This is a genomic window from Caballeronia sp. LjRoot34, from assembly GCF_964253815.1.
Classification (GTDB): Bacteria; Pseudomonadota; Gammaproteobacteria; order Burkholderiales; family Burkholderiaceae; genus Caballeronia.
The window spans coordinates 1,799,301-1,824,750 of sequence record NZ_CAXUSB020000003.1 but is presented as its reverse complement, the minus strand read 5'-3'; the positions used below and the strand labels follow the sequence as shown (position 1 = coordinate 1,824,750).

The following is a 25,450-nucleotide window of genomic DNA, read 5'->3' as shown; positions in this document are numbered from 1 at the left end:
CACTCGTCAACCACGGCGGCTACTGCAGATACCGGACTATGAGCCGCGTGGCCTCGTCGACGAGCACTCCAAACCCTTCGTCCGAGAGGCTTTCAGAATGGTGCACGACCGCTGTATGTGTCAGTGCCTCTATTGATGTCACGCACACAAACACCGCAAGCCCGCGTGATTGGAAACGGCCGGCCCATTGGTTTCAGCGATCGCCATGCCCTCCACCGGACAATCGACAACTTGGAACTATACTGGCGCACTTGGAGGTTTCAATGGCCGATCACGACCGACTGCATCCACTACGTCCGCTCCTCAAAAATTGGGTTTGGGAGCATGGTCGAATTGGGACTCGCTATCTCGACTGCGCCGATGGCGAAATCAAGTTTGATGAAGGCAAGAAATCGCATTTCGCAGCCGAGAAATATATCTACGTGCCCCTCGATAAGGACGCTCAAGACAATGTATCCGCGGAGGGTCCTGCGATCCAGGACGCGGGACTTGCGCGCTTCTTGCGGGCGGCGCAATTAGGCACGCCAGAGGAAGCCGGTTCTGTCGCGGAGGTTCAGCGCGCAGTGCAGGATTGCGTGGAACTCGGCCTATTCAGCGCATATCAACTGGAGGCTCGAGAGGCATTGGCCCGCTATACGCAGGAGCCCATGTTCGAGGACGAGATCCGCGCGGCGGTTGTCGAAGACATCCGGCGTATTTACACCGGCATGCGGGAGCAACTGGCGCTATACGATTTCAGTGTGCTTTACGGCTTGCCCGCGCCGCTGCTGATCAGCGAGACGCCCTTCATCGACTGGCGCGTGCGGGCCAGTCCGGGACTTCCGTTTGTATCGCTTCCGCTGGGACCTTACTGCCTGCTGGTAGGCGCAGTGTCGGGCAGGAAAAGCCGGATCGGCCCGGTGGTCTGGAAGGCCGCTACTGCCATGGGGCCGTTGAAGGACCACAACCGCTGGATTGCGGAGCATGCACGTCTGTGGCTGGTGGCGACCACGGATGACCAGCTCATCGCGGCACAAAGCCGCTTTGCCGCGGCCACGGGCTCCAGGCAGGAGGATGCGAAGCCCTGACCGAAGCCGGCGACGGGGGACAACTCCTTCTCCCGATTAACGGCGCTTATGGCCGACGCCTGTCGCAAATTTTGGCTTCTTGCAGCTCACAATGCCGGAGCCATCCACCACCGACATACGACAGAGCCGTTGCGGCGGGCTACGCTGGTTTGCCAGAATTCATCGACGGCCGGCCCTCCATCCCCAGGCATGCAGGTCCTCGTTGATAACAACGTGCGGGCGGCGCTGCGGCTCCGTTCCCCCGAAGCTGTTACTCTTCCCCATTCTCGACCGCAGGTTGGTCGCACGCGATGGGGCCAAGCGCTTGCCGTCAAGCAACACAGGATTTTGAATGTTCGGTTTTCTGCGCAGTTATTTTTCCAACGACCTGGCGATTGATCTCGGCACCTCAAATACGCTGATCTACATGCGTGGCAAGGGTATCGTGCTCGACGAACCCTCGGTCGTGTCGATTCGTCAGGAAGGCGGCCCGAATGGCAAAAAAACCATTCTGGCCGTGGGCAAGGAAGCCAAGCAGATGCTCGGCAAGGTGCCAGGCAACATTGAAGCCATCCGCCCGATGAAGGACGGTGTGATCGCCGACTTCAGCATTACCGAGCAGATGATCAAACACTTTATCCGGATGGCGCACGAGCCCCGCATGTTGGCGCCATCGCCGCGGATCGTTGTCTGCGTGCCCTGCGGATCCACTCAGGTCGAACGACGTGCGATCAAGGAAGCCGCCCATAGCGCCGGAGCGTCGCAGGTGTACCTGATCGAAGAACCGATGGCGGCCGCCACCGGTGCCGGTCTGCCCGTATCCGAGGCGACCGGCTCAATGGTGGTCGACATCGGCGGCGGCACCACCGAGGTCGGCGTCATTTCACTCGGCGGCATCGTGTACAAGGGGTCCGTGCGCGTCGGCGGCGATAAATTCGACGATGCAATCGTCAACTATATCCGTCGCAACTACGGCATGTTGATCGGTGAGCAGACCGCTGAAGCCATCAAGAAGGAGATAGGCTCCGCGTTCCCTGGCTCGGAAGTCAGGGAAATGGACGTGAGGGGCCGCAACATGTCCGAAGGTATACCGCGTAGCTTCACGGTATCCAGCAATGAGATCCTCGAAGCGCTCTCCGATCCGCTGAACCAGATAATTTCCGCAGTCAAAATCGCGCTCGAAAACACGCCGCCTGAACTTGGCGCCGACATCGCCGAGCGCGGCATCATGCTCGCGGGCGGCGGTGCCCTGCTTCGCGACCTCGACCGTTTGCTTGCCGAGGAGACCGGCCTGCCGGTGCTCGTCGCTGAAGCCCCCTTGACGTGCGTCGTGCGCGGCTCGGGCATGGCGCTCGAACGCATGGACAAATTCGGCAGCGTCTTCTCCTACGACTGAAGGCGGCGGCGAGTGCTGGGCACAGTGAGACAGCCATGATTGCCGTGGTCAAAGGGGAAGAGGATTTCTATACTTTGCAATGGTCTCAGAGAGGCAATGCAATGCCGGCTCCGATTGATATCGCGTGAACAGGTGGGCCGGAAGGATGCAAGCTCTCATGCCCTTGAAACTTTGCTTGAACGTGCCCGGGGAACAACCACCGTATCCGAGTTGCGTCGGACATTGAAGCCTGCTTCCACGCTCGACAGCCGCTGATGCTAACGTCGAGCACTACGCCCATTTCAAGCGGCGTAAACACCTTGAAACACCTTGATGTGCGCGCCAGCCCAGGCGTCCCTCAAGGGGATTTCCTGTGCGGCATACTTCACAGAGCATCCCGCGTGAAGTATGCCGCTGTTTTTATGATCTCGTTCTCCCGATCAGGCCGAGCTCTATCGCCGCTTCCGTGATCGTCTGTCCAGCGCCTTGGAATTCAATATCAGCGCCATTCATGTGCGCCAAAACGCGCTCAAATGACTTGTTGCGACGCAGCATTTATCGGCCTATGCTGCAGTGTGCCGACGGCGACTTGGGCGAGCTATGCCGATCGTAGAAACCTTGCGAAAGAGCCACGGACGCGTCGTATGAACTTGGTCTGTCAAACCTGCATGTCTTTGAACTCGACAGCGGATGGAACTGCAGACTACAACCGAGCCCTTTCGGCGTTCGACAAAAAAGTCGCTGCGTTCAAGGATGAGTTGTTCGAATCAGAGGCACAAACGCATCCCTGGAGTACTTCATGACTTCCTCGACTTTCTTACCATCTCTCGGTGAACTTTCCACAAACTGGTTGCGCCTTTTTACGGAGACGTGCGAAATGCTCAACGCGACCACCCAGGTCGTTAAAGTTCGCACCACTCGCATGGCGATGGCCGGCCCGCTGCCCAATGAGCGGGACCGGGTTGAGTTCACTCTAATGAGCCGGGAAAAGAGCGAGGCAGCGTCCGAATCTATCCAGGCGATGGGTTCAGGATTCGTAAATCTGGGCATGGCATTGGCGATGGATACCAGCAAACATATCTGGGCTACGTCCGCGGCGGCCTCAGCCTTGGCGTCGAGTCAATCTGCAACGCAATGGATTGAATGCCAGGCGGCGCTGTTGAAGATCGCAGCAGCCTCTCCGGCCAATCCGTTGCAGTTGGCCAATTCAACCGCCCGCGTGGTCCAGGAGAGCCTCGCACCTATTCACGGCCGTGCGACCGCAAACGCCAAGCGTCTAGGTGTGCTTTGACAGCCGCCGTGTTAGGCGCACCGCTTCTTGAAGAGGATCCGCGGGCTCGCAATCACCGCGCCGGCCGTTTCTCGAAGGTCCCATGCAAATTGGATGGTGTGTCAGAAACCATGCTGTGGACACTTTACGACCGTGCGTGCGAGGCATGTCGGCCTGACGGCATTCTCGCTGATCCCGACAGCGTGCGCATCTGCAATGCTATCGATTACGATTTCGTGCGTCGTTTTGGAGAGCCCGTCGGTTCGTTTGCCGCACGGGCGGCAAAGATCGACGAATTGTTGATGCGATGGCTCCAACGCCATCCGGATGGCCTGGTTGTATCCCTGGGTGAAGGCCTCGAAACGCAAGCTCACCGCGTGGACAACGGCCGGATGCGATGGCTCACGGTCGATCTGCCGGCTGCGATCGAACTACGCCAGCACTTTCTTCCTTCGTCCACGCGCTTGCGCCACGTTGCTGCGAGCGTGTTCGAGCCGGGTTGGACTGAAGGGATCGAACCGGGCCCCGATGTATTTATCGTGGTCCAGGGCCTCTTCATGTACCTTGAGCCCGACGCGGTGAGACGTTTGTTCATCAGGATCATCGAGCATTTTCCAGGCGCCGAGATCGCCTTCGACATCATTCCGCGGTGGTTTTCCCAGTTAACCCAATGGGGTGTCATGCAAACGCCACACTATCGCCTGCCTCCCATGCCCTGGGGTATCAATAGCGATGAGATAGCAGCGCGCCTGCACAGCTGGTCGTCGGCCATTACGGCATTGAGCGTGCTTGAGTACCGAGCCCCCCGTGGTTGGCCAAAGATAATGGAAGACCTTTTCCGTATGAATCCGCTAACAAAAGGCCATTTACCTTGCCTGGTACATGCCAGGGTTCGGAATCAATGACCGCCTGGACTCGTGATAAAGAAAATAGCCAACACAGGCAGACCACTAACCGCAAAAGCAGCAACCCGGCATTGACTCCGACCGCTAACGCTTAAACCCATCCCCTGGCGTGAGCGCCTTCATCGACTCATTGTGCAACAGCGTCTCAAAGCGCCGGCAGGTTCCACTGCGCGAACTCGTCGGCGAGAAAGTCCACGCACACCCGCACTTTTGCCGAAGCAGCCAGCCGCGCCGGGTACACCGCCCAGACGTTAGCGGGTTGCGTAACGTCTGGCAGCACTTGCAGTAACCGTCCGCTCTCAAGCAACGGGCGCACGTCCCACAGCGAGCGCAGCACGATCCCGCGCCCGGCCAGCGCCCATTGAACCGCGACCTCGCCGTGATTCGTCGACAATGGCCCGGTCACCTTGATCGAAACCGGTTCGCCACGCACATGCAAGCGCCACAAACCGAACGGGTGGTCGCGTTCCTTGATCGCCAGGCACGCATGGCTCGCTAGATCGGCCAATTGCTTCGGCGCACCATGACGTTCGACATAGTCCGGCGACGCGCACAGCACGCGATGATTCGACGCCAGCCGCTTCGCAATCAAATGCGCCGCGATCTCGTCGCCAATCCGTATATCCAGGTCGAAACCTTCCCCCGCCACGTCCACCAGCCGGTCGAACAGATCCAGGCGTATGCTCAGTTGCGGATGTTGGTCGGAGAGCCGCGCCAGCGCCGGGGCCACAATATGCCGCCCAAAACCGAAGCTGCTGGAAATACGTAGCGTGCCGCGCGGAATGCGGCGCGTAGTGGACACGTCTTCCACGAGATGATCGACGTCGTCGAGGATTTTTTCAGCCCACGCGTAGACACGTTCGCCCGCCTCGGTAATGGCGACACGGCGCGTGGAGCGATGCAGCAGGCGAGTGCCGAGATCGGTTTCGAGCACGCTCACGCGCTTGCTGACGTACGCCGCCGAGACCGATAAGACCTCCGCCGCCGCGCTGAAGCTGGACTTGCGGGCGACCGTGCAGAACACGCGGAGATCACCGAGGTTGGGGGAAGACGGGATATTCATTATTCACGCTTCGTGCACAGTGGCTTAACCAAAACGCCAATTTTAAGCCTTGTAGGGGGGAATAAAATAGCAGCCACAGCCCCAACCATGCTTACGGCTTTGCACCTTGGTGGATCAGCGCCGTGGTTCGACGAGAGTACAAATTCGAAGGGTGGTTGTCCGCGGATAGCGCGGGGTGCCCGTTGGGCAGGTTCAGTCACTGGTGGCGAAGCGTGTGGGTATCGGTGTTCGGAGAAGGAGGGGTTCACACATCCGTGGCTCTGGCGAGCACCGTGCTTTTGGGGCACCTATGAATAGAAACTGCACGCTGTGGACACTTAGGGTAGCGTGGTTGAAAGCGTTTTCTTTGCTTCGTTTCTTTGTCGCTTTGGACAAAGAAATGACGTGCCGCCACGCACAGTGGCTAATAGTGATAAAGAGAAAATCCGACTCAAGCAGACCACTAACGCCAAAAGCACCAACCCGGCATTAACCCAGACTGCTAAAGCAAGACCCCAACCCAACACCTCCAAGTGCGAACGAAACCCTTAACAGGACCCCAACCATGACCATGACCAAGACCAAGACCTACAAAATCGCCGTCATTCCCGGCGATGGTATCGGCACGGAAGTAATGCCCGAAGCCATCCGCGTCCTCGACGCTGCCACGAAGCGCTTCGGCATTTCGATCGAATACAAGCACATTGAATGGGCAAGCTGCGGGTATTACCTACAACACGGCCAGATGATGCCCGACGACTGGAAAGCCCAATTGCAGGACTGCAACGCCATCCTCTTCGGCGCGGTCGGCTGGCCCGACACTGTCCCCGATCACATCTCGCTGTGGGGCTCGCTCATTAAATTCCGCCGCGAATTCGACCAGTACATCAACCTGCGGCCTGCCCGCTTGTTCGAAGGCGTGCCGTCGCCGCTCGCGAACCGCAAAGCCGGCGACATCGATTTCTGGATCGTGCGCGAAAACACCGAAGGCGAATATTCATCGGTGGGCGGCGTGATGTTCGAAGGCACGGACCGCGAGTTCGTGCTGCAGGAATCCGTGTTCACACGCCACGGCAGCGAACGCGTGCTGAAATTCGCATTCGATCTCGCGCAGCGCCGCGAGAAGAAAAAGATCACCGTCGCCACGAAAAGCAATGGCATTGCCATCAGCATGCCGTGGTGGGACCAGCGCGCCGCCGAAGTGGCCGCGCTCTTTCCGGACGTGAAGTGGGACAAGCAGCACATCGACATCCTGTGCGCCCGCTTCGTCCTGAATCCGGACCGCTTCGACGTGGTCGTAGCGACCAACCTTTTCGGCGACATCCTCTCCGATCTCGGTCCTGCATGCACCGGCACCATCGGCCTCGCGCCTTCAGGCAACCTGAACCCCGAACGCAAATTCCCGTCGCTGTTTGAACCCGTGCATGGATCGGCGCCGGACATCGCGGGTAAGAACATCGCGAACCCCGTCGCCATGATCTGGTCGGCAGCCATGATGCTCGAGTTCCTCGGTGACTTCAAAGGCCCGGAACGCGACGCGCACGACGCTATCCTTGCTGCGATCGAAGCAACGCTCAAGGAAGGTCCGCATACCGGCGACCTCGGCGGCAAGGCGAGCACAACAGAAGTCGGTCAGGCGATTGCCGCGCGGCTGGCTTGAATCAACGAGCCTGGGCATCGCGCTTAAATGAGTTGGCTTAAATCAGGAGCATGGACTTATGACACGCCAGTTCGAACTGAAGGAGTTGATCCGCCCGGACAATTTCATCGATGGCCAATGGCGCGCAGCCACCAACGCCGCCGCTCGCGCATTGTCCAGCGAAGCAGCGCCCTTTGGCGGCGTGAAAGAATCGGGCTATGGCCGCGAAGGGTCGAAGTACGGCCTCGACGACTACCTTTCCATCAAGTACCTCTGCCAGGGGAATCTCGCATGAACACGCCCGTTGAACATTATCCGATCGAGGTCACGTTCCCCGATATCTCGGTGCATGCAGAGTCCGAATCGGGCATTCCGTATGTGCACACGTTCGACTCCGGCTTGCCCGGACCGCACGTGATGATCAACGCGCTGACGCACGGTAACGAGGTGTGCGGCGCGATTGTGGTCGATGCATTGCTGCGCTTGAAATTGCGGCCACGGCGCGGCCGCCTGACGCTCTCGTTCGCGAACGTCGAGGCGTATGCAAGCTTCGATCCTTCGAAGCCCGATGCCGCCCGTTTCGTCGATCAGGACTTCAATCGCGTATGGACCAGCAAGGTGCTCGACGACACATCGCGTACGTCCAGCGAGCTTGCACGGGCTCGCGAGATGCGTCCGGTCATCGATACCGTGGATGCCCTGCTCGACCTCCATTCAATGCATGAACGCAGCAAGCCGCTGATTGTCGCGGGTCCGCTGGACAAGGGCATCGAATTGTCGTTGCGACTGGGCACGCCGGCCACGGTGATCTGCGATGAAGGTCATCCCGAAGGCCGCCGGATGCGCGATTACGAGGGTTTCGGCGATGCCGGCAGCCCGAAGAACGCGTTGTTGATCGAATGCGGACAGCACTGGGAACGCAGCGCCGTCACGGTCGCGCGCGATACCACCGCGCGCTTCCTGCTGCTATCCGGCGTGGTCGATAGTGAAGACTTGCCCGGCGACTGGCTGAGCCCCCTGCCGCCGACCATGCACGTTGTACGGGTGACGCAACCGGTTGTGGCGGAGAGCATGGATTTTCGCTTCGCCGAGCCTTATACGGGCCTGGAAATTTTCCCCGAAGCGGGCAGCTTGATCGGCTGGTCGAATGGCAAGCCGATCCACACGCCTTACGACGACTGCATGCTGGTGATGCCGTCGCTGCGGCAATTGCGCCCCGGCGTGACCGTCGTGCGACTGGGGAAGATCGAGCGAACAGTAAAGCGGGATACTGCGGCCTGACATCACGAGTAACGAATCAATAAGGTCCACGTGAAGGTTCGGCAAATCGAGCAGAGCGTCAGCCTGAAAAATCCCGAGGATTGGGGCACCGCCGGCTTGGCCGGCACAACGCCGATTTAAGTCTCGGGCGTGCAACGCGTGATCCAAGGTAGCGAAGCGATTGATACCGGTATTTTCGAATGCACGACAGGAACGTATCGGCACTCGGTGAAGCGGGCGGAAGTGATGCATTTTCTGGCGGGACGCGGTCGCGTTACGCCAGTTCGCAAGCGTCCTTTAGCAATTCACTTCTGCAATTCGCTTCTCATACGTTCATTGCGGTTTTTACCGCCGCGTGCCGTTCACCAAGTGTTTCAACACGCCCCGACGCTCCCCGCCGAGTGTCACCGCTGGCCATCACCCGCGCTCGACCCAAGTTTTCGGGTGTCACGAAAATTGCTGCAAACGTCATTAAGCTCAACCGAGCTTGGCACGGTCACGCTTTGCGTTGACCGACGTTTTTCGGATCGGGTACTCATTTTTACGGGGCAGACTATGGACGTCCAAATGTCGGAAGAGCAGATTCGCACGCTTGCGTTCTATCTTTGGGAACAAGACGGTAGTCCCGATGGACGCGCAGACGAGTATTGGGAGAAAGCACGGCAGCAGCTCGGTCTTGAAGGTGCGACGCGGGACGGTAAGGCAGTAGATGAGAGCGAGACGGAAACAGCAGGATTTGGCGAAGAACCTGAGGCGAAGTCGGGCCGTCCGCTGGCGGAATAAAAGCCGGTGCGCCACGGCGATTCGGCCGTGAGATCACGCGGAGCCAATCGACGCAACGCGGGTTTCGCTTCCACGCCGCGCTTAGCGGGGCGGCAACATCTTCGGACAAGCAACACACCACGTATGCATCGCGCGTGATACCGCATCGCTGTTCACGTGGTCATTCTTGTAACGTATCCGCCTTTACGGGGCACAAGGCAATATCAGCCGATACCACCAGCCTAACCTCGGGCGGTGACCCGTGCAACCTTAGCCCCGGCCATGAAAATCCGATTCTGGCTAAACCCTGGATGCTGAGCCCCTGGTATTCGTCGTCCCCATCGAACTATCGAACGTCGACCAATCGCGCTAGCGCTTGCGAGGCCGCGATACTGTTGCCCTAAACATACGCTTAACGCGACGCAGGCCCACCCGGCAAGGGCCTGTGCGGCTGTATTGGTAACACTACCAATGTCCTGAACCTGGCGGTTGGCGCCTACTGGAAGAACACGAACTGCGGCTGACCGGTGTTGATCTCGGGATTGCGCTATCAGGAGGCGCATACGTCTACCGGGTCACGCCGTTGTTTTCGCTGATAACTAAACGAAGTGGTGTTCAACATGAAGACGTTCAATCATCTCAGTGCCTTGACCTCGTCGCTTGCAGGAAGCCGTAGCAAGGTATCCAAGGCAGCATCCAAAACCGAAAAACAATGCTCCTCGTATGTGTCGATGCTACAGGCGCCCATGACCGTACTCGCCTGCAACGTGTCCGATCGTGCCGACATTACAGCCATTGCGATACTTGGGTATAACTAGGCGGGTCGTTGCGCGGGGTGAAGTCACCGCTTGACCGGCTTTCCCGGCTTGGCTGAAAACAGCGGGAAAGCGAAACGCACGCGAAGGCCGCGTTGGTTGAAGTGACATGGGGCCCAGGCGAAACCACCCGTGTCAGGATATCGACACGCCAAGCAAATGGCCTACGCAAAATGTAAAGCTTGCGGCAATACATCCAATTACGATTTGTCTCATCGCCGAAAACGCTGCACCACGTCCATTGAAAAGCGATGTGAACACGCCGATCGCAGCAAGTGCAAGCGCACTTAATGCAACGCACTGCATGATTGCCGCGAGGCCGCTGGTCCACAGGAAAGGCATCGCCGGGAAAATTGCGCCGATCGAAAACAAGCAAAACGAAACGCCTGCAGCAGACCAGGGATTCCCGCCCAACTCGGCGGGATCAAGGCCGAGCTCTTCACGTGTCAGCGTGTCGAGCGCCTTGTCCTTGTCTCGCATGATCTGGGCGGCAACACGTTTGGCCTCGTTACCATCGAGGCCCTTCGCTTGGTAAATCAGTGCGAGTTCGTGCCGCTCGGCGTCAGGCGTGTGTTCAAGCTCATCCGCTTCTTTCGCAATCTGGGTGCGCGCGAGTTCCCGCGCATTGGTCACCGATAACCACTCGCCCAGCGCCATGGAACACGCGCCTGCAATCAGGCCGGCGAAAGCTGTCAGCAAGATGGTCTTGTTGTTGATCCCCGCGCCCGCTACCCCCATGATCAGACAAAAATTCGATACCAACCCGTCGTTCGCACCAAGGACGGCCGCCCTCAGATCATTGCCGGACGAGACGCCCTTGTGCCACGACTCCGCTTCGGCAATCTCGGCGCCTTTCGACCTCTCCGGGCGCTTGTGATTCGCCACGCTTTGCACCATGTCCGCGTGCCGATGTTCTTCCTCGGCCATCTGCGCGGCGTCCGGCTGCCCCGCGTATTTATCTCTGTCTGCGTATTCGGCTGCGGCAACCGTGCGCAACACGAAATCCGGGCCGAAGACTCGCACGAGCGCCCGCATGACCCGGGTCTTGGCGCTGTACTGATGCGATCGGACCTTGACGCCGTTCGCCCGAAGTTTCTCGCGCCACACTTGCGCGTGCGTGAACTCGGACGCAGCGAGTTCCGCATAAATGGCCTTCTTCGAACCATCTTGCTCGACGTTCGCCAGCGTTTCGTAAAGCGCCGCACTGTCGAGTTCGTCGGCCAGGTTCGACCTGAACCTTTTTAGCTCCGTCTTTGACGCCAAAGGATTGCTCTCCTCGCCCGGGTCACTGGAAATTTCTCAGCAAATCCTAACGGATCAAGCGTACTAACTGGTTAAAGACCCTTAGCGTCTGCGTAATTGAGAATAGCAATGGTTTGTACAACGTTCAACGAGCCCATTGGTTTTCGTTCGCACCGGGGGTGGATGAGGCCTGCTGGCGACCAGGGGTCAGGGGTGGTGCTTTCAGCGTTAGTGGTCTGCGAGAGTCGGATTTTCTCTTTATCACTATTAGCCACTGTGCGTGGCGGCACGTCATTTCTTTGTCCAAAGCGACAAAGAAACGAAGCAAAGAAAACGCTTTCAACCACGCTACCCTAAGTGTCCACAGCGTGCAGTTTCTATTCATAGGTGCCCCAAAAGCACGGTGCTCGCCAGAGCGGAGGATGTGTGAACCCCTCTTTCTCCGAACACGGATACCCACACGCTTCGCCACCAGTGATTGAACCTGCCCAAGGAGCACCCCGCGCTATCCGCGGACGACCTCCCGCCAAATTTGTATGCACGCCGAACCTCGTAGCCAACCCGCCAAGTAACAAGGCCCCAACAATGCGTAAGGCCGTAACCGACGAAAATAACCGCGTAAGCACGCGGTCAGCTCACCAAAAACTGAAGCACTGAACACGCATCGAGCTGCTAGGCACCAAGCTGTGATCCACGAATATGGCCGTACGAACCAGGCTGCTAACCCATCACAAACCACGGTCGGCGGTACGCGTGAGGCCGCGCGGGTTCCTTGGCAATGGTGCTTGCCCGAGAGCGTACGGGGCGAAGCGTGTTCATGTCAGGATTCGCGAGAAGGAGGGGTTCAAACATCCGTGGCTCTGGCGAGCACCGTGCTTTTGGGGCACCTATGAATAGAAACTGCACGCTGTGGACACTTAGGGTAGCGTGTTTTAAAAGCGCTTTCTTTGCTTCGTTTCTTTGTCGCTTTGGACAAAGAAATGACGTGCCGCCACGCACAGTGGCTAATAGTGATAAAGAGAAAATCCGACTCTCGCAGACCACTAAGGCCGAAAGCACCAACCCGGCATCAACCCCGACCGCAAACCCCAAACCCCGGCACCACCCCCAACGACCAACTCCAACGACCAAAGCACCGCCCTAAGCCGCGCAGGCAAGCACCTAAGAGCGATCGGCCGGCAAAGCAGCGGGCAGGTTCATGGAAAGCTTGCCGAGAAAACTCAGGCATTTCGATAACTGGTCGAGTTCAACATACTCATCGGCTTTGTGTCCTTGTTCGATCGAACCTGGGCCACACACCACGGTTGGAATGCCGATCGATTGAAACAGCCCGCCTTCGGTACCAAACGCGAGCGTTCGCACGTCTTCCCGTTCAGCCGCGGCACACGCCAATTCCCGCAGCCAGCTCGCAGCAGCCTGGTCGGAAAGCGCCGGATAGTCGACCAGTTGCAGCCAGTCGATGCCACTGCCCGCAAACGTCTCGCGCATGGCGCCCACGATTTCGTTATCCGCATAACGGGTGATCGATTCCACGATAACGTCCGCGCTGTCACCGGGCAGATTGCGAATCTCGAACTCCACCTCGGCGTGATCCGGTATTACGTTCAACGCGATGCCGCCGTTCAGGCGTCCCGTATGAACCGTCGTGTAGGGAGGGTCAAAGTCGTGATCAAGCGCCGCGTGGGTGCGTAGGTCCCGTTGCGTGCGGCGCAGGAACGTCACCAGCTCCGCCGCAAAATCCACCGCGTTGACACCAAGGTGCGTCAATGCCGAATGCCCGGCCAGCCCTTTCACGCAGCATCGGTACGCCTTCTTTCCCTTGTGCGCGACCGCGACCTGCATGCTGGTCGGTTCTCCAATAATGCACGCCAGTGGCTTCACCGGCGCAGCCGCCAGTTCACGCAGGAGGCCACGTACGCCCCGGCATCCAACCTCTTCGTCGTAACTGAATGCGAGATGGATTGGCACCTCGCGACACGCTTGCACAAAATGCGGCACGCTCGCGAGCACAGCGGCAATAAACCCCTTCATGTCCGCCGTGCCACGGCCGAACACACGATCGCTGTCACGCGTCATTTCGAACGGCGGAACGGTCCACGGCTGGCCATCGGCGGGAACTACATCGGTATGACCGGACAAGCAGAGTCCAGCCCGGTCCTTGGGACCAATGGTCGCGTAGAGATTCGCCTTACGCCCGGTTTCGTCGAATACGAGGGACGACTCCACGTCGTGCCGCTTTAGGTACTGCTGGATGAAATCGATCAACGCGAGATTCGATTCCGAACTGCGGGTATCGAATGCGATCAGGGAATCCAGCAGATCAAGCGTGCTATCCAGCAAGGCATGCGTCATGAGCTAGAGGTCTCCGGGTACGCCATACGACGGCGCTTGCTCGGGCCGTTTCGCGCGCGTCGCATAGTCGTTCATTTGCGGTTCGTAGCGCTGCCAGAGCACGCGCAAGTCGGCGATGGGTTCTTCGGACCAGTCCACTCGCAACTCCGCAAGCGGCCAGACGTCCCGCCCGTATACGCAAAATCCCGCTGAATGCACGGGTCCCGCCTCACCGCCCGCCGCCGCGCCCGCTTCCAGCGAGAAAATCAACCGCTCGGCAAGCGAGCTCGCATGAGACGCTTCGAAGGCTTCGACCATGGCGGCCGGGATACCATCGTGTGCAAGCAGATTCCCCGCCGCGATGCAGTCGCGCCCCGCCTTCGTCGCGACAATGCCAAGTCCTTTCGCCCCGGTCACCGCTTCTCGCGAACCGTCGGTGTCCAGTACCGCAAGCTGTCGCCACTCGGCGTAGGGCCGTGCGTCCTGCAACTGCCGCAAGGTGCTCTGCGCACCGAATCCCTGCGCCAGCAAATTCAGGCCGAGCACGCCAAGACGCGGATCGGTCACGTTCTGGCTCAGCACCACGCCGTGCGGGCTGGCCCACAAGCAACGGCTGGGGACCGCAATGCTCGAACTGCACACAATGCCGCCGACCATGCCTGTACGTTCGCATCGGCCAGCCAGTGAAAAGGTCATAAGAAGACTCCGTTCAACTATTTGGAATGACGGCGATCACGTCGATCTCCACCAGCCACTCGGGCCGCGCGAGCGCTGAAATCACGAGCCCGGTCGAGACCGGATACACGCCCTTCAACCACTTTCCCACCACCGTATAGACTGCCTCGCGATAACGGATATCGACGAGATAGATCGTGATCTTGCAGATATCCTCGAGCTTGCTGCCAGCTTCGTCCAGCAGCATCGCAATGTTCGCCATGGCTTTTTCGGCCTGCGCGGCGATGTCGCCTACACCCACCGATTCGCGCGTATCCAGATCCTGGCCAATCTGGCCGCGCAGGTAAACCGTGCCGTTCGCGACCACCGCCTGGCACAGGTCATTGTCCAGTTTCTGCTCGGGGTAGGTCTCGCGCGTATTGAATTTGCGGATACGGGTATGGCTCATGGACACCTCACACAACGCGCTTGAGCCGCGGCTCTGCGCTGAATTGAACAACACGGTCCGACAGGTTCGCGGCCTTCTTCACGTAGCCGAGCGTACTGTCGAAATCGAAGTTGCGGAACACGGCGCCCAGATGCGCGAACGGCGGCGACTGGGCAAACAACTGGAACGTCAGCCGATGTCCGGCGTAGTCGGAATTCAGCAAGTCACGGGCGAACGCAAGCAACTTGCGGCGGTCGTCGGAGACCCAGTTTTCATTGACGGTGTAGTACTTGTCGAGCCAGTCGCTGATCTCGGGATTCGCAAATGAGGCCGCGTCCGGCGTCACGCAAATCTGCCCGCCGCACAGCTCGCGGGCAAGATGCATCATCTCGTGAAGCCGCGAACATGCTTGCACGCGCCCTGTATAAAGCAGCGACTGGTTGGGCATCATCAGCCCCGCAGGACTGCGCTCACCGCATGCAATAGATGCGGTCAAATGCGCGTTGATGGTCTCTCTGTACACCGCGAGGGTCGACAGTTTTTCCTGCACGGCCTGCTGCTTTTCGAGCCCGGTCTGACGCGCATTGAACAGCGCCGTGCCAATCATCAGGTCGGCCAGACGCAGGTTGCGCTGAACGAACGCAAACGCGCTATAGCGATGCAGCGTGGCGCGAATGAACGTGGCCGCCTTCGTGTGCTGATAAAACAGCACGTCTTCCCACGGGATCAGGACGTTGTCAAAGATCAGCAATGTATCGATTTCATCGCAGCGGTTGGAGAGCGGATAGTCCTCCGGATTCGCGCGGCCCGCGAAGCCCGTACGGCAGATGAACTTGAGCCCCGGCGCAGACATGTTGACGATGAAACCAACCGCATAGTCGGAGAGTTTCGCATCACCCCAGTTGGCGATGGTCGGCTTGACGAAGGCCTGGTTCGCATAGGCGGCGGCCGTTTCATACTTGGCGCCGCGCACAACAATGCCGGCATCGGTTTCTTTCACCACATGCAGAAGCATGTCGGGGTCCTGCTCCTGAGGCGGTTTCGAACGATCGCCCTTCGGGTCTGTGTTCGCGGACACATGGAACGGGTCCTCGTGCAGCGTCCGATGAATGTGGCGCTCAATATTTTCCGCAAAACGCGGGTCCACTTCGTTGAGCACATCCTTGCCGTCATACAGCGACCACATCTCGCCGATGGTTTCATCGCCCACCCGCGTTGCAATACCGCCCACGTCGTCGAGCACGGTATCCACCGCTAGCCGCTTGTCATGCCAGTCCTGCTGCGTATAAGGCAGCTTCAGGCCGATGGCGTTGCGCTCACCGGTCTTTTCATCCACATAGCTCATGATGCCCTGCGTCGCTTTCTCGTTCGCCATGTCATAGATACGCGCACGGATATCGACGATAGGCTTGAACATGGGGTGCGTGGTCACGTCGTTCACGCGTTCGCCGTTGATCCAGACTTGCCGTCCGTCACGAATGGAATCGCGATACTGCTCGCCGGTTCTGATCATTTACTGTGCCTCGGTCCGTTGGGAATGTCGTTCGGAAATGGGTGCATGCCGGCCTGTCTGGATCGTCTAGAACGGGATCGTTTAAAACGCCAGGAACTGGCCGTAGTCGCGCTTGCAGTAGAGCAAGGGCATGTGCGTCACCGGCGCGCGGGTGACAGCCGCCACTTCGCCGAAAAACACCGTGTGCGTGCCAATAACCTGCTGCGCCACCACGCGGCATTCAAGCGCGGCGACCGCGCCGTCGATAAGCGGCACATCCAACGTGCCGGCCGTATTCGTGCAGCAGGAAAAGTCGAAGGGCTTGGCCGTCGACGAGCGCCCGGCGAACGTATCCGCTATACCGCGTTGCGCCACGTTCAGCAGATTCACCGCGAACACGCCGTTGGCCGCTACCGCCGCATTGGCGGGGCTGCGCGTGTTGATGCAGACCAGCAGCGTGGGCGGGTCCGCACATACTGAACTGCAGGCGCTGACCGTGACGCCGAAGCGCTGGTCGCCGCTGCCGGTCGTCACCACGTGAACCGAGGTGGAGTTCGACGCCATGGAATCCAGGAATGCAGCGCGCAAGGCGTCTACGTCCCTGACCTTGCCTTCACCTTCCGTTGAACTGTTGTCTCGTTGCATGTCGTCCCCCTCGCGTGTCCGCTAGCCTTTCGCAAAATCTACGCTCGGGCGACGCATCCGAAAAACATATTTCAAAAATGCAAATCATCGCTTTTGCCTATGCAAGCCCATTTATGTCCACGCACAATAAGCGCTAGAAAAGACCACGGGGCGGATCATGGAACCTGCGCAATTACGCTATTCGCTGCGTCAGTTGAGGTACTTCGTCGTCACGGCGGAAGTCTTGTCGTTCACGGCCGCGGCCAAGCTGCTGCATATCTCGCAGCCGTCCATCTCCACCGCGCTGGCGGACCTGGAGGTGTCGTTCGGGGTCCAGCTTTTTATTCGTCATCACGCGAGCGGGTTATCCCTGACGCAGGCGGGCCGGGACATGCTCGGGCGCGCACGCGACCTGCTCAAGAACGCGGAGGAGCTGCAGACGGCCGCCAAGGAAATGGACGGCGGCATGTCCGGCGCCATCACGCTCGGCTGCCTCGTCTCGCTCGCACCGCCGCTCATGCCCGCGATGATGAGCCGCTTCCTCGCCGATCACGCGGGCATTGCGTTCCGTACGCTCGAAGCACATCAGGAGGATTTGCTGCGGGGCCTGCACGATGGTTCCCTGGATATAGCGCTTACTTACAACCTCGACCTGACCGACGACATCGCCTTCACGCCGCTGCTGTCATTGCCGCCCTATGTGATCCTGCCCAGGACACACAGGCTGGCACGCGCGCGCAGCGTCGCGCTGGCCGACCTGCGCGACGAGCCTTACGTCATGCTCGACCTGCCGCACAGCCGCGAATACTTCGCCGGACTCTTCGACGCCGTCGGTGACCGGCCGATTGCGGCGTTCAAGTCGTCACAGCCTGAAGTTGTCCGCGGCATGGTGGCGAACGGCCTGGGCTACAGCATCCTCAACTTCCCGCTCAAATCAAGCCGCACCGTGGATGGCGAAGACTTCGTGATCAAGCAGTTCAAGGACGAAGTGAACGCGACCACGCTGGGTATCGCCCAATCCAGAAGCATGAAACTCCGGCAAGTCGTCCAGCATTTCGCTGCGTTCTGCGAAGCGGAAATCAAGCGCCAGCATGGCGGCTGAATGGACGGGAATGCACGGATTGAAGAAACCCGGCTAGATAGGAAAAAGCTTGGTTCTACATGCAAAAACAATATTTTGGCTGGTAATTTGACTTGATAGATTGATGTCCATGCAGCGAGCAACCCGTATCCACGATTGAGCGGGTTGCCACATTCACTGAATGGTCACTGAATGGGAAAGGAGGCGCGATGGGTTCTGCAACGGCATCCTCGATGACAACGTCGAACACATCCGGCGCTGGCCCGGACATCGTCCGCCAGTTGCAGGCCAACTGCGAACGCCCGTTCAGCGATGCACGCTCAATGCCGCCCGCGGTCTACACCTCGCCTGATTTCCTGGCGCTGGAACAAGAACGTATTTTTCGTCGCGAATGGCTGTGTGTCGGCCGGGCGAGTGCGCTTGGCGGAGCGGGCGACTATCTCACGGCCGATATCGACGGTCAGCCGATCGTCGTCCTGCGCGACGAGCACCTGGAGTTGAAGGCGTTTTCCAACGTGTGCCTGCATAGGATGTCAGTGTTGCTAGAAGGGCGCGGCAACACCCGGCGCATCGTATGTCCGTACCACGCATGGAACTACACGCTCGATGGCAAGCTCCACGGCGCCCCCATGATGGAGCGCCAAAGCGGATTTTGTAAGGAAAACTACCTATTACCCACGGTGCGATGCGAAGCCTGGCAAGGCTGGATCTACGTCACGCTCGACGCGAATGCACAGCCGGTCGCAGAGAAACTCGCCGGCCTCACGGATCTGATCGCCGACTACGGCATGGCCGATTACAAGGAAACATTCTACGAAGAGCACGTCTGGGATACGAACTGGAAAATCCTGGCCGAAAACTTCATGGAGAGTTATCACCTGCCCATGCTGCATCGGGCAACGGTCGGGCCGCATTCGCGCCTCGACGAGATGGAATGCCCACCCGGCAGCGACGCGTTCAATTACCACTGGATCACCAAGGAAGCGTCGCTGCCTATCGGCCAGGCGCATCCGGATAACCAGCGCCTTCAAGGACACTGGCGCAAGACGACCGCGCTGCTCGCGATCTACCCGACTCATCTTGTCACGCTGACGCCGGGTTATTTCTGGTACCTCGTGCTGCAACCGCTGGGAACGGGCCGCGTTCATATCCGCTTCGGCGGCGGGCTGGCGCCTGAGTTCATCGCGGATCCGTTGGCTGGGCAATACATGGCGTCGCTGAAAGAGTTGCTGGACGCAGTCAACGAGGAAGACCGGCGAGGCGTGCAGGCCGTGTTCCGTGGCGTGCAGGCGCCGCTTGCAAAACCCGGCCATCTCAGTCACCTCGAACGGCCGAACTACGACTTCGCGCGTTATCTCGCGCAGCAGCTTGCCTGATGCACGAAGCACGACGCTCGCAGCAAGACACGCAACGCAACACCGATCTGAAACCCGGAGCCCACGACACGATGTCAACCCACTCCTTCATCTCCTTCGCGGGCGTGAGCAAGACGTATGACGGCGTTCATTACGTCGTGGAAGGGCTCGATCTCGACGTAGCGAAAGGCGAATTCGTCTCGCTGCTCGGACCGTCCGGTTCTGGAAAGACGACCACGCTGATGATGCTTGCCGGTTTCGAGTCGGCAACTCAGGGAGAGATCCGCCTGAATGGAAAACGCCTCGACGATAAACCGCCGCATCAGCGCGACATCGGCATGGTGTTTCAGAACTACGCGCTCTTCCCGCACCTCACGATCGAGCAGAACATTGCGTTTCCGTTGTCGGTACGAGGCATTGGCCGAGCAGAACAAAAGGCGCGCGTGAAACGGGCGCTGGAGATGGTCGAGTTGCCGCAACTGGCTTCCCGCCGGCCGTCGCAGTTGTCCGGCGGGCAGCAGCAGCGTGTCGCCCTCGCCCGCGCGCTCGTGTTTGAGCCGAGCGTGGTGTTGATGGACGAACCGCTGGGCGCACTGGACAAGCGGCTGCGCGAAACCATGCAATACGAAATCATGCGGCTGCATCGCGAGTTGGGATTGACGGTGGTTTATGTGACGCATGACCAGGCGGAAGCGTTGACCATGTCAGACCGGGTAGCCGTGTTCTCCGATGGCCGCATCCAGCAGGCAGCGACCCCGACCGAACTCTATGAAAACGCGCACAACGCGTTCGTGGCGAATTTTGTTGGCGAGAACAACGGCTTGACGGGTCGGGTGCTCGAACAGGACACAAGCTGGGCGACGCTGGAACTGCCGGGTGGCACGGTCATTCGCGGCCGCTGCGGGCGGGGTCTACGGAACGGCGAGGAAGCGATGCTGGCGCTGCGCCCGGAGCGCGCGCACATAGCGTCTGCTGACGCTGCGCAGAACGCCGCGGACACCAACCTGGTGAGCGCGCGCGTGGAAGAACTCGTGTATTGCGGCGATCACCACCGCGTTCACTTGAAACTCGGGGAGCTTGGTCATGGCGACAGCATCATCGTCAAAGTCCCGAATACGCAGCACCACGATCTTCCGTCACTCGGCAGTGCAACCGCCGTGGCATGGCGCCACGACGACTGCAAGATCCTCGCAACGGCCGCTACTATTACCCGCGGCCCTGCTCCGTCCTTCACCGCAGGAGTCCACTGACATGAAAGCAACACTCGTTCGAACCGGTCTGACGGGCATCGCCGGACTCGCACTTACAGCGGCAAGCTTGTTCGCCGCCACCGCACATGCAGCCGATACCATCTCGGTCGTAACCTTCGGCGGCGCTTACGAGACCGCGGCGAAGAAAGCGTTCTTCGAGCCGTTCACGGCAGCCACCGGCATCGGCTTCTCGACTGAATCGTACGATGGCGGCCTCGCCAAGCTGTCCGCCATGGAACAGGCCAAGAACCCGACATGGGACTTAATCGACCTTGAATCCAACGACGCCATCACCGGTTGCGACGAAGGCCTGTTGCGCAAGATAGACCGCAAGACGCTCGGCAATACCAGCGCGTTCATTCCCGGTTCGATCATGGATTGCGCGGTAGCCGCCATGGTCTGGTCGACCGTCTACGCCTACGACACCACCAAACTCAAGACCCCGCCGACCACCATCAACGACTTCTTCGACCTGAAGAAATACCCTGGAAAACGCGGCTTGCGCAAGTCGCCGAAGGTGACGCTCGAATGGGCGCTGCTCGCCGACGGCGTGAAAACCGCCGATGTGTACAAGGTGCTCGGCACGCCCGCCGGCGTCGACCGCGCGTTCAAGAAACTCGACACGATCAAGCCGAGCATAGTCTGGTGGGAAGCCGGCGCGCAGCCGCCGCAGTTGCTCTCCGACGGCGCGGTGGTCATGACACAGGTCTACAACGGGCGTATTGACGACGCGGTGCACAAAGACCACAAGCCATTCGTATCAGTGTGGGATGGCCAGGTCTACGACTTCGAATGGTGGGGCATTCCGATGGGCGCGAAGAACGGCGACGCCGCAGCCAAGTTCATTGTTTCCGCCTCGACCGCACAAAGCTACGCAGACCTGACGAAGTACATTGCTTACGCACCGCCGCGCAAGGACGCCATTCCTCTGATTGCGAAGGATCGCCTGAACGACTTGCCGACGGCTCCCGCCAACTTCAAACATGCACTGCAGATCAACGCGAGCTTCTGGGCGGATAACGCCGACCAGATCAACAAGCGCTTCCAGGTCTGGCTGACACAGTAAGGCGACCCGTGACCGTGACAGTGACCAGCAATCTGCAGGAGCCGGCTGACGTATCCGCTAGCTCGGGGGCCGACGGACGGACGGCGTATGCGAAAACCCGACGCCGGGCGTCGGCCCAGGCACTCCTGCTTGCGCTGCCGCTGCTGTTGTTCCTCCTCGCCACCTTCATTGCGCCCATCGCGATCCTGCTGTCACGGAGTGTCGAAAATCGCGAGGTGCCGGTGAACCTGCCGGCATTGTCGCAAGCGCTCAAGGCATGGAACGGCGAAGGTCTGCCCGACGAGCACACCTTTGCCATCCTCGCAGCCGATATGCGCCGTGCGTCCGACGAAGGGCAATTGGGAACCGTCGCGCGGCGGCTGAATTTTTACCTACCGGAGTTTCGCAGCTTGCTGATGCGCACCGCGCGCCAGTTGCCCGAGACTGCGCCGCCCGCCTGGAAACCAACGTTGATCGAACTCGATCCGCGTTGGGGCACGCATGACATCTGGCGCATCCTGAAGCGCTCCGCTGTGTCGCCTACGCCCGACTATCTGTTAGCCGCCGTCGACGCCACCGTCACGCCTGACGGTTCGATCGCCTCCCTGCCCGCTGACAGTTCCGTGTTCGTCAACGCGTTTGCGCGCACCGTATGGATCAGTGCGTCGGTCACGCTGTTGTGCCTCGTGCTGGGTTATCCGGTCGCGTATTTGCTCGCCACCCTGCCGGCGGCCAAGAGCAATCGCCTCATGCTGCTGGTGATCGTGCCGTTCTGGACGTCGCTGCTCGTGCGCACGACCGCGTGGTACGTGCTCCTGCAACCGGGCGGGGTCATCAACAGCTTGATCATGGGGATGGGTCTCGTCAGCCATCCATTGCCGCTCTTGTTCAATCGGACCGGCGTGTTGATCGGCATGACGCATATCCTCCTGCCCTACATGATCCTCGCGATCTATTCGGTCATGAAAAGCGTGTCGCCGGTGTATATGCGCGCGGCGCAATCGCTCGGCGCGCATCCGGTCACCGCGTTCATCCGCATCTATGTGCCGCAGACTTTGCCGGGTGTCGGCGCAGGCTGCTTCCTCGTATTCGTGCTTGCGCTCGGTTACTACATCACGCCTGCATTGCTGGGCGGCGCCGGTGACGAAATGATCAGCCAGTTGATTGCGGCGCAGACCAACGAACAGCTCAACTGGGGGCTGGCCGGTGCGTTGTCGGCGTATCTCGTGATCTTCACTGCCGTGTTCTATTTCGTGTTCAACCGGCTCGTCGGCATCGACCGGCTGCGCTTCGGCTAAGGGGCGGGACTCATGCAAAGCCAGCGCCATCTCGTACTCTCCGAACGCATTGCGTCGAAGTGGTTGCGCGTGCATTCGGCGCTCATCCTGTTCTTCCTGATCGCGCCCATCCTGGCCATCGTGCCGCTGTCGTTCAACACCGGCTCGTACTTTTCTTATCCGATGCAAGGCTTCTCGCTGCATTGGTATGCGAAAGCGCTCGGCAGCAGCGACTGGCAACGTGCGTTCCTCAACAGCATCGGCATTGGCACAGCATCCACGGTGCTTGCCACCTGCCTCGGCACGCTCGCGGCGCTGGGCCTGAGCCGGGCGAATTTTCCGTTTCGCGCGGTCATCATGCCGCTGCTCATCTCGCCGATGATCATCCCCATCGTGGTCGTTGCTGCCGGGTTCTATCTGGTCTTCGCGCCGCTCGGTCTCGTCAATTCCTACGTTGGCGTCGTGCTCGCGCATGCGGCGCTCGGCACGCCGTTCGTGGTGATCACCGTGACAGCGTCCCTGCTCTCGTTTGACCAGAGCCTCATTCGCGCGGCGTCGGGATTGGGGGCAACGCCATGGATCGCTTTTCGCCGCGTCACGTTGCCGTTGATCGCACCGGCCGTGGCCACGGGCAGCGTGTTTGCGTTCGCCACCTCGTTCGATGAAGTCATCGTGATTCTGTTTATCGGCGGGCCGGATCAACGGACCGTACCGCGCCAGATGTGGAGCGGCATTCGCGATTCGATCGATCCATCGATACTCGCGGTGGCCACCATGCTGATCCTGTTCGCGGTGGCGCTGTTCACCAGCATCAACTGGCTTCGCGGACGCAGCGCGGCAGCGGCGTTACCGGGAAGCTAAAGGCTTTAAGGGAGCCGGTGTTCGCTTTGCCGGCTCGGTTCCTTCACTAGCGGCAATCGCGTTTATACGAGACCGGACGCGCGGTGCCGATTGATCAATCGTTAAAGGAGAACAGCATGCTGGCAACAGAACGGGAAGCGTTCGATCGTGACGGCGCCGCCGTCTTGCGTGGGGTGTTTAAAGACTGGGTCGAGCCCTTGCGCGAAGGCGTGGAATACAACGCCACTCATCCGGGACCTTCGTTCAGGAACTACACGCCCGAAAAAACAACCGGGCGGTTTTTCGGCGACTACTGCAACTGGCAGCGCATTGAACCGTTCAGGGATTTTGTCGAGCACAGTCCGGCTGCATCGGTGGCTCAGGCTTTGATGGGCTCGCAGCGTGCACGCATCTTTCACGAACATGTGCTGGTGAAAGAAGCGGGTGCGGCGAAGCTCACGCCATGGCATCACGATGAGCCCTACTACTGCGTCAGCGCCGAGCAAGCCGTCAGCCTATGGATTCCACTCGATCCGGTGCCTCGCGAGACGTGCGTCGAGTTCGTGGCCGGGTCCCACAAGTGGGGAAAGCTGTTCCGTCCGCGCAAGTTCAGCGGCGTGGCGTATGACCACAAGTCGGATCGGCTGGAAGAGTTGCCGGACATCGATGCGAACCGGGATGCGTATCAAATCCTCGGTTGGGATCTGGAGCCGGGCGACGCCATAGCGTTTAACTTTCATACGGTACACGGAGCGCCGGGTAACGTGGCGGGGCAGCAATCGCGGCGTGTCGTTTCGTTCCGATGGCTCGGCGATGGCGCGCACTATGTGGACCGCGGTGGCGAGACCTCACCGCCCTATCCTGAACTGGCTGGCCGGCTTGCTTCCGGCGATCCATTGCCCGAAGCGGAGTTTCCGTTCATCGTCTAAGGCGTGTTGACGGTAGGCATATCCGGCGTTGGTCTCGCTGTTAACTTTTCGGGAGACCCGTTGACGTCCTGTCATTGGCGCGGGATTTGCCTGCTGAATTTAGGCCTTGGAATAGTCGCTATTCGACGCTCATATCGGCTCGGCCCGGATGCTGAAGATCAATGGTGCGGCAGAAGGCGGCGAAGCGCAATAAATGGCCAAGGCCAGCAGGTGCCAAGGCCGATCTCAACTCAGCCGCTATTCGCCCGGCGACAGGCTGTAGCCACTTGTTGCGCAGCGTAGTCGTTCTCTATTCCTTGCAGATTCTGAACCAGACAAACGCGATAGTTTTTCTCGTTATTATTCAGAAACGCGCTTTCCTTATAGAGTTTTCGACACGACGTTGTAATCAGATCGGTCGCCTGTCTGCTCCTTACCCCTTTCAGCGATTGCATCACGCACTGGTTGTATGACGCGTCTTCGTTAAATGCCATCGCGACACCCGGAGCCGCAACCATCAACGCAACGAATGAGCAAATACCGCGCTTCATTTTTTATCCTCCAAGTAAAAGATCGTACGGCATGATGCTCGATCCGAGTTCGCTAATGCACTCGCTCCGAGACAAGAATGAATCCGCCGCGTCATTCCCTACATTTTAACTTCGGTCGCAAAGCGGACCTCACAGCTTAACGTCAGGGGGCTCTCCTCATGATGTCCCGGCTAGCCATGCTGCAGCGCAAACCAGACGTTAACCCGTATCATTTTCGGTAAGCCTGCGAACCCGGTCA

General features: G+C 59.5%; 22 protein-coding genes and 2 pseudogenes. 16 read left to right on the top strand and 8 right to left on the bottom strand.

The genetic code is table 11. The features are described 5' to 3' along the window. The first annotated feature begins 263 nt into the window (after positions 1-263). The 4 genes from ACSQ36_RS39095 to ACSQ36_RS39080 all read left to right on the top strand — a co-directional run bounded on the left by ACSQ36_RS39095 (position 264) and on the right by ACSQ36_RS39080 (position 4,596). Positions 264-1,067, top strand: coding sequence for a hypothetical protein (locus ACSQ36_RS39095; RefSeq protein WP_436186248.1), 804 nt, complete (start codon positions 264-266; stop codon positions 1,065-1,067). 331 nt (positions 1,068-1,398) lie between these two features. Beyond that, on the top strand, positions 1,399-2,442 hold the full coding sequence (locus ACSQ36_RS39090) for a rod shape-determining protein (protein WP_089164788.1): 1,044 nt from the start codon (positions 1,399-1,401) through the stop codon (positions 2,440-2,442). 778 nt (positions 2,443-3,220) lie between these two features. Further along, the gene (locus ACSQ36_RS39085; RefSeq protein ID WP_436186247.1) at positions 3,221-3,712 is read left to right on the top strand and encodes a polyhydroxyalkanoate granule-associated phasin; all 492 of its coding nucleotides are present in this window, start codon (positions 3,221-3,223) and stop codon (positions 3,710-3,712) included. Between the two features lie 110 nt (positions 3,713-3,822). Beyond that, a complete protein-coding gene (locus tag ACSQ36_RS39080) occupies positions 3,823-4,596 on the top strand; it encodes a class I SAM-dependent methyltransferase (RefSeq protein WP_436186246.1) in 774 nt (257 codons plus the stop codon). Positions 4,597-4,741: 145 nt separating this feature from the next. On the opposite strand, the gene ACSQ36_RS39075 is transcribed toward ACSQ36_RS39080, so the two are convergent. Continuing rightward, entirely contained in the window at positions 4,742-5,659 is a 918-nt protein-coding gene (locus tag ACSQ36_RS39075) for a LysR substrate-binding domain-containing protein (RefSeq protein ID WP_436186245.1), read from the bottom strand. Positions 5,660-6,203: 544 nt separating this feature from the next. On the opposite strand from ACSQ36_RS39075, the gene ACSQ36_RS39070 reads away from it, so the two are divergent. From ACSQ36_RS39070 to ACSQ36_RS39050, 5 genes and pseudogenes are all read left to right on the top strand, one after another. Further along, on the top strand, positions 6,204-7,298 hold the full coding sequence (locus ACSQ36_RS39070; protein WP_436186244.1) for a tartrate dehydrogenase: 1,095 nt from the start codon (positions 6,204-6,206) through the stop codon (positions 7,296-7,298). A 148-nt stretch (positions 7,299-7,446) separates the two neighbouring features. Beyond that, positions 7,447-7,572, top strand: a pseudogene (locus ACSQ36_RS39065) (aldehyde dehydrogenase family protein); the annotation flags it as partial. Further along, a complete protein-coding gene (locus ACSQ36_RS39060) occupies positions 7,569-8,558 on the top strand; it encodes a succinylglutamate desuccinylase (protein ID WP_436186243.1) in 990 nt (329 codons plus the stop codon). The pseudogene ACSQ36_RS39065 and the gene ACSQ36_RS39060, both read left to right, overlap by 4 nt. A 30-nt stretch (positions 8,559-8,588) precedes the next feature. Continuing rightward, a pseudogene (locus tag ACSQ36_RS39055) lies at positions 8,589-8,819 on the top strand (cupin domain-containing protein); the annotation flags it as partial. A 273-nt stretch (positions 8,820-9,092) separates the two neighbouring features. Then, on the top strand, positions 9,093-9,320 hold the full coding sequence (locus ACSQ36_RS39050; protein ID WP_436186482.1) for a DUF2934 domain-containing protein: 228 nt from the start codon (positions 9,093-9,095) through the stop codon (positions 9,318-9,320). Between the two features lie 929 nt (positions 9,321-10,249). Here ACSQ36_RS39050 and ACSQ36_RS39045 read toward each other — a convergent pair. The 6 genes from ACSQ36_RS39045 to ACSQ36_RS39020 all read right to left on the bottom strand — a co-directional run bounded on the left by ACSQ36_RS39045 (position 10,250) and on the right by ACSQ36_RS39020 (position 16,926). Then, on the bottom strand, positions 10,250-11,377 hold the full coding sequence (locus ACSQ36_RS39045; protein ID WP_436186242.1) for a VIT1/CCC1 transporter family protein: 1,128 nt from the start codon (positions 11,375-11,377) through the stop codon (positions 10,250-10,252). A gap of 1,140 nt (positions 11,378-12,517) precedes the next feature. Then, entirely contained in the window at positions 12,518-13,708 is a 1,191-nt protein-coding gene (gene argE, locus ACSQ36_RS39040) for an acetylornithine deacetylase (RefSeq protein ID WP_436186241.1), read from the bottom strand. Between the two features lie 3 nt (positions 13,709-13,711). After that, positions 13,712-14,383: a DUF1028 domain-containing protein gene (locus tag ACSQ36_RS39035; RefSeq protein ID WP_436186240.1), complete on the bottom strand. Its 672-nt coding sequence runs from the start codon at positions 14,381-14,383 to the stop codon at positions 13,712-13,714. 13 nt (positions 14,384-14,396) lie between these two features. Beyond that, entirely contained in the window at positions 14,397-14,810 is a 414-nt protein-coding gene (locus ACSQ36_RS39030; RefSeq protein ID WP_213762826.1) for a RidA family protein, read from the bottom strand. A gap of 7 nt (positions 14,811-14,817) precedes the next feature. Next, positions 14,818-16,302: a 4-hydroxyphenylacetate 3-hydroxylase family protein gene (locus tag ACSQ36_RS39025; protein WP_436186239.1), complete on the bottom strand. Its 1,485-nt coding sequence runs from the start codon at positions 16,300-16,302 to the stop codon at positions 14,818-14,820. 81 nt (positions 16,303-16,383) lie between these two features. After that, positions 16,384-16,926 carry a flavin reductase family protein gene (locus ACSQ36_RS39020; protein WP_436186238.1) on the bottom strand — a complete coding sequence of 181 codons (543 nt, stop codon included), beginning with the start codon at positions 16,924-16,926 and terminating at the stop codon, positions 16,384-16,386. A gap of 157 nt (positions 16,927-17,083) precedes the next feature. Here ACSQ36_RS39020 and ACSQ36_RS39015 point away from each other — a divergent pair, with 157 nt between their 5' ends. The 7 genes from ACSQ36_RS39015 to ACSQ36_RS38985 all read left to right on the top strand — a co-directional run bounded on the left by ACSQ36_RS39015 (position 17,084) and on the right by ACSQ36_RS38985 (position 24,682). Then, the gene (locus tag ACSQ36_RS39015; protein WP_436186237.1) at positions 17,084-18,007 is read left to right on the top strand and encodes a LysR family transcriptional regulator; all 924 of its coding nucleotides are present in this window, start codon (positions 17,084-17,086) and stop codon (positions 18,005-18,007) included. A 212-nt stretch (positions 18,008-18,219) separates the two neighbouring features. Further along, positions 18,220-19,362: an SRPBCC family protein gene (locus ACSQ36_RS39010; protein ID WP_436186236.1), complete on the top strand. Its 1,143-nt coding sequence runs from the start codon at positions 18,220-18,222 to the stop codon at positions 19,360-19,362. A 71-nt stretch (positions 19,363-19,433) separates the two neighbouring features. Next, complete coding sequence (locus ACSQ36_RS39005) at positions 19,434-20,591, top strand: ABC transporter ATP-binding protein (RefSeq protein WP_436186235.1); 1,158 nt, start codon at positions 19,434-19,436, stop codon at positions 20,589-20,591. Position 20,592: 1 nt separating this feature from the next. Beyond that, entirely contained in the window at positions 20,593-21,657 is a 1,065-nt protein-coding gene (locus ACSQ36_RS39000; protein ID WP_436186234.1) for an ABC transporter substrate-binding protein, read from the top strand. 32 nt (positions 21,658-21,689) lie between these two features. Further along, complete coding sequence (locus tag ACSQ36_RS38995) at positions 21,690-22,934, top strand: ABC transporter permease (RefSeq protein ID WP_436186481.1); 1,245 nt, start codon at positions 21,690-21,692, stop codon at positions 22,932-22,934. Between the two features lie 12 nt (positions 22,935-22,946). Continuing rightward, positions 22,947-23,774 (top strand): ABC transporter permease, encoded by an 828-nt coding sequence (locus ACSQ36_RS38990; RefSeq protein WP_436186233.1) that lies wholly within the window; start codon positions 22,947-22,949, stop codon positions 23,772-23,774. Between the two features lie 116 nt (positions 23,775-23,890). Next, positions 23,891-24,682, top strand: a complete 792-nt coding sequence (locus tag ACSQ36_RS38985) for a phytanoyl-CoA dioxygenase family protein (RefSeq protein ID WP_436186232.1) — start codon at positions 23,891-23,893, stop codon at positions 24,680-24,682. Between the two features lie 230 nt (positions 24,683-24,912). Here the strand turns inward: ACSQ36_RS38985 and ACSQ36_RS38980 are convergent, their stop codons facing one another. Further along, positions 24,913-25,212 (bottom strand): VF_A0006 family four-cysteine protein, encoded by a 300-nt coding sequence (locus ACSQ36_RS38980; protein WP_436186231.1) that lies wholly within the window; start codon positions 25,210-25,212, stop codon positions 24,913-24,915. Positions 25,213-25,450: the final 238 nt, after the last annotated feature.

Bases quoted from the DNA above. Each gene is read 5' to 3' on its own strand.
- ACSQ36_RS39095 (WP_436186248.1), top strand. From the start codon at position 264: ATGGCCGATCACGACCGACTGCATCCACTACGTCCGCTCCTCAAAAAT.
- ACSQ36_RS39090 (WP_089164788.1), top strand. From the start codon at position 1,399: ATGTTCGGTTTTCTGCGCAGTTATTTTTCCAACGACCTGGCGATTGAT.
- ACSQ36_RS39085 (WP_436186247.1), top strand. From the start codon at position 3,221: ATGACTTCCTCGACTTTCTTACCATCTCTCGGTGAACTTTCCACAAAC.
- ACSQ36_RS39080 (WP_436186246.1), top strand. From the start codon at position 3,823: ATGCTGTGGACACTTTACGACCGTGCGTGCGAGGCATGTCGGCCTGAC.
- ACSQ36_RS39075 (WP_436186245.1), bottom strand. From the start codon at position 5,659: ATGAATATCCCGTCTTCCCCCAACCTCGGTGATCTCCGCGTGTTCTGC.
- ACSQ36_RS39070 (WP_436186244.1), top strand. From the start codon at position 6,204: ATGACCATGACCAAGACCAAGACCTACAAAATCGCCGTCATTCCCGGC.
- ACSQ36_RS39060 (WP_436186243.1), top strand. From the start codon at position 7,569: ATGAACACGCCCGTTGAACATTATCCGATCGAGGTCACGTTCCCCGAT.
- ACSQ36_RS39050 (WP_436186482.1), top strand. From the start codon at position 9,093: ATGGACGTCCAAATGTCGGAAGAGCAGATTCGCACGCTTGCGTTCTAT.
- argE (WP_436186241.1), bottom strand. From the start codon at position 13,708: ATGACGCATGCCTTGCTGGATAGCACGCTTGATCTGCTGGATTCCCTG.
- ACSQ36_RS39035 (WP_436186240.1), bottom strand. From the start codon at position 14,383: ATGACCTTTTCACTGGCTGGCCGATGCGAACGTACAGGCATGGTCGGC.
- ACSQ36_RS39030 (WP_213762826.1), bottom strand. From the start codon at position 14,810: ATGAGCCATACCCGTATCCGCAAATTCAATACGCGCGAGACCTACCCC.
- ACSQ36_RS39025 (WP_436186239.1), bottom strand. From the start codon at position 16,302: ATGATCAGAACCGGCGAGCAGTATCGCGATTCCATTCGTGACGGACGG.
- ACSQ36_RS39020 (WP_436186238.1), bottom strand. From the start codon at position 16,926: ATGCAACGAGACAACAGTTCAACGGAAGGTGAAGGCAAGGTCAGGGAC.
- ACSQ36_RS39015 (WP_436186237.1), top strand. From the start codon at position 17,084: ATGGAACCTGCGCAATTACGCTATTCGCTGCGTCAGTTGAGGTACTTC.
- ACSQ36_RS39010 (WP_436186236.1), top strand. From the start codon at position 18,220: ATGACAACGTCGAACACATCCGGCGCTGGCCCGGACATCGTCCGCCAG.
- ACSQ36_RS39005 (WP_436186235.1), top strand. From the start codon at position 19,434: ATGTCAACCCACTCCTTCATCTCCTTCGCGGGCGTGAGCAAGACGTAT.
- ACSQ36_RS39000 (WP_436186234.1), top strand. From the start codon at position 20,593: ATGAAAGCAACACTCGTTCGAACCGGTCTGACGGGCATCGCCGGACTC.
- ACSQ36_RS38990 (WP_436186233.1), top strand. From the start codon at position 22,947: ATGCAAAGCCAGCGCCATCTCGTACTCTCCGAACGCATTGCGTCGAAG.
- ACSQ36_RS38985 (WP_436186232.1), top strand. From the start codon at position 23,891: ATGCTGGCAACAGAACGGGAAGCGTTCGATCGTGACGGCGCCGCCGTC.
- ACSQ36_RS38980 (WP_436186231.1), bottom strand. From the start codon at position 25,212: ATGAAGCGCGGTATTTGCTCATTCGTTGCGTTGATGGTTGCGGCTCCG.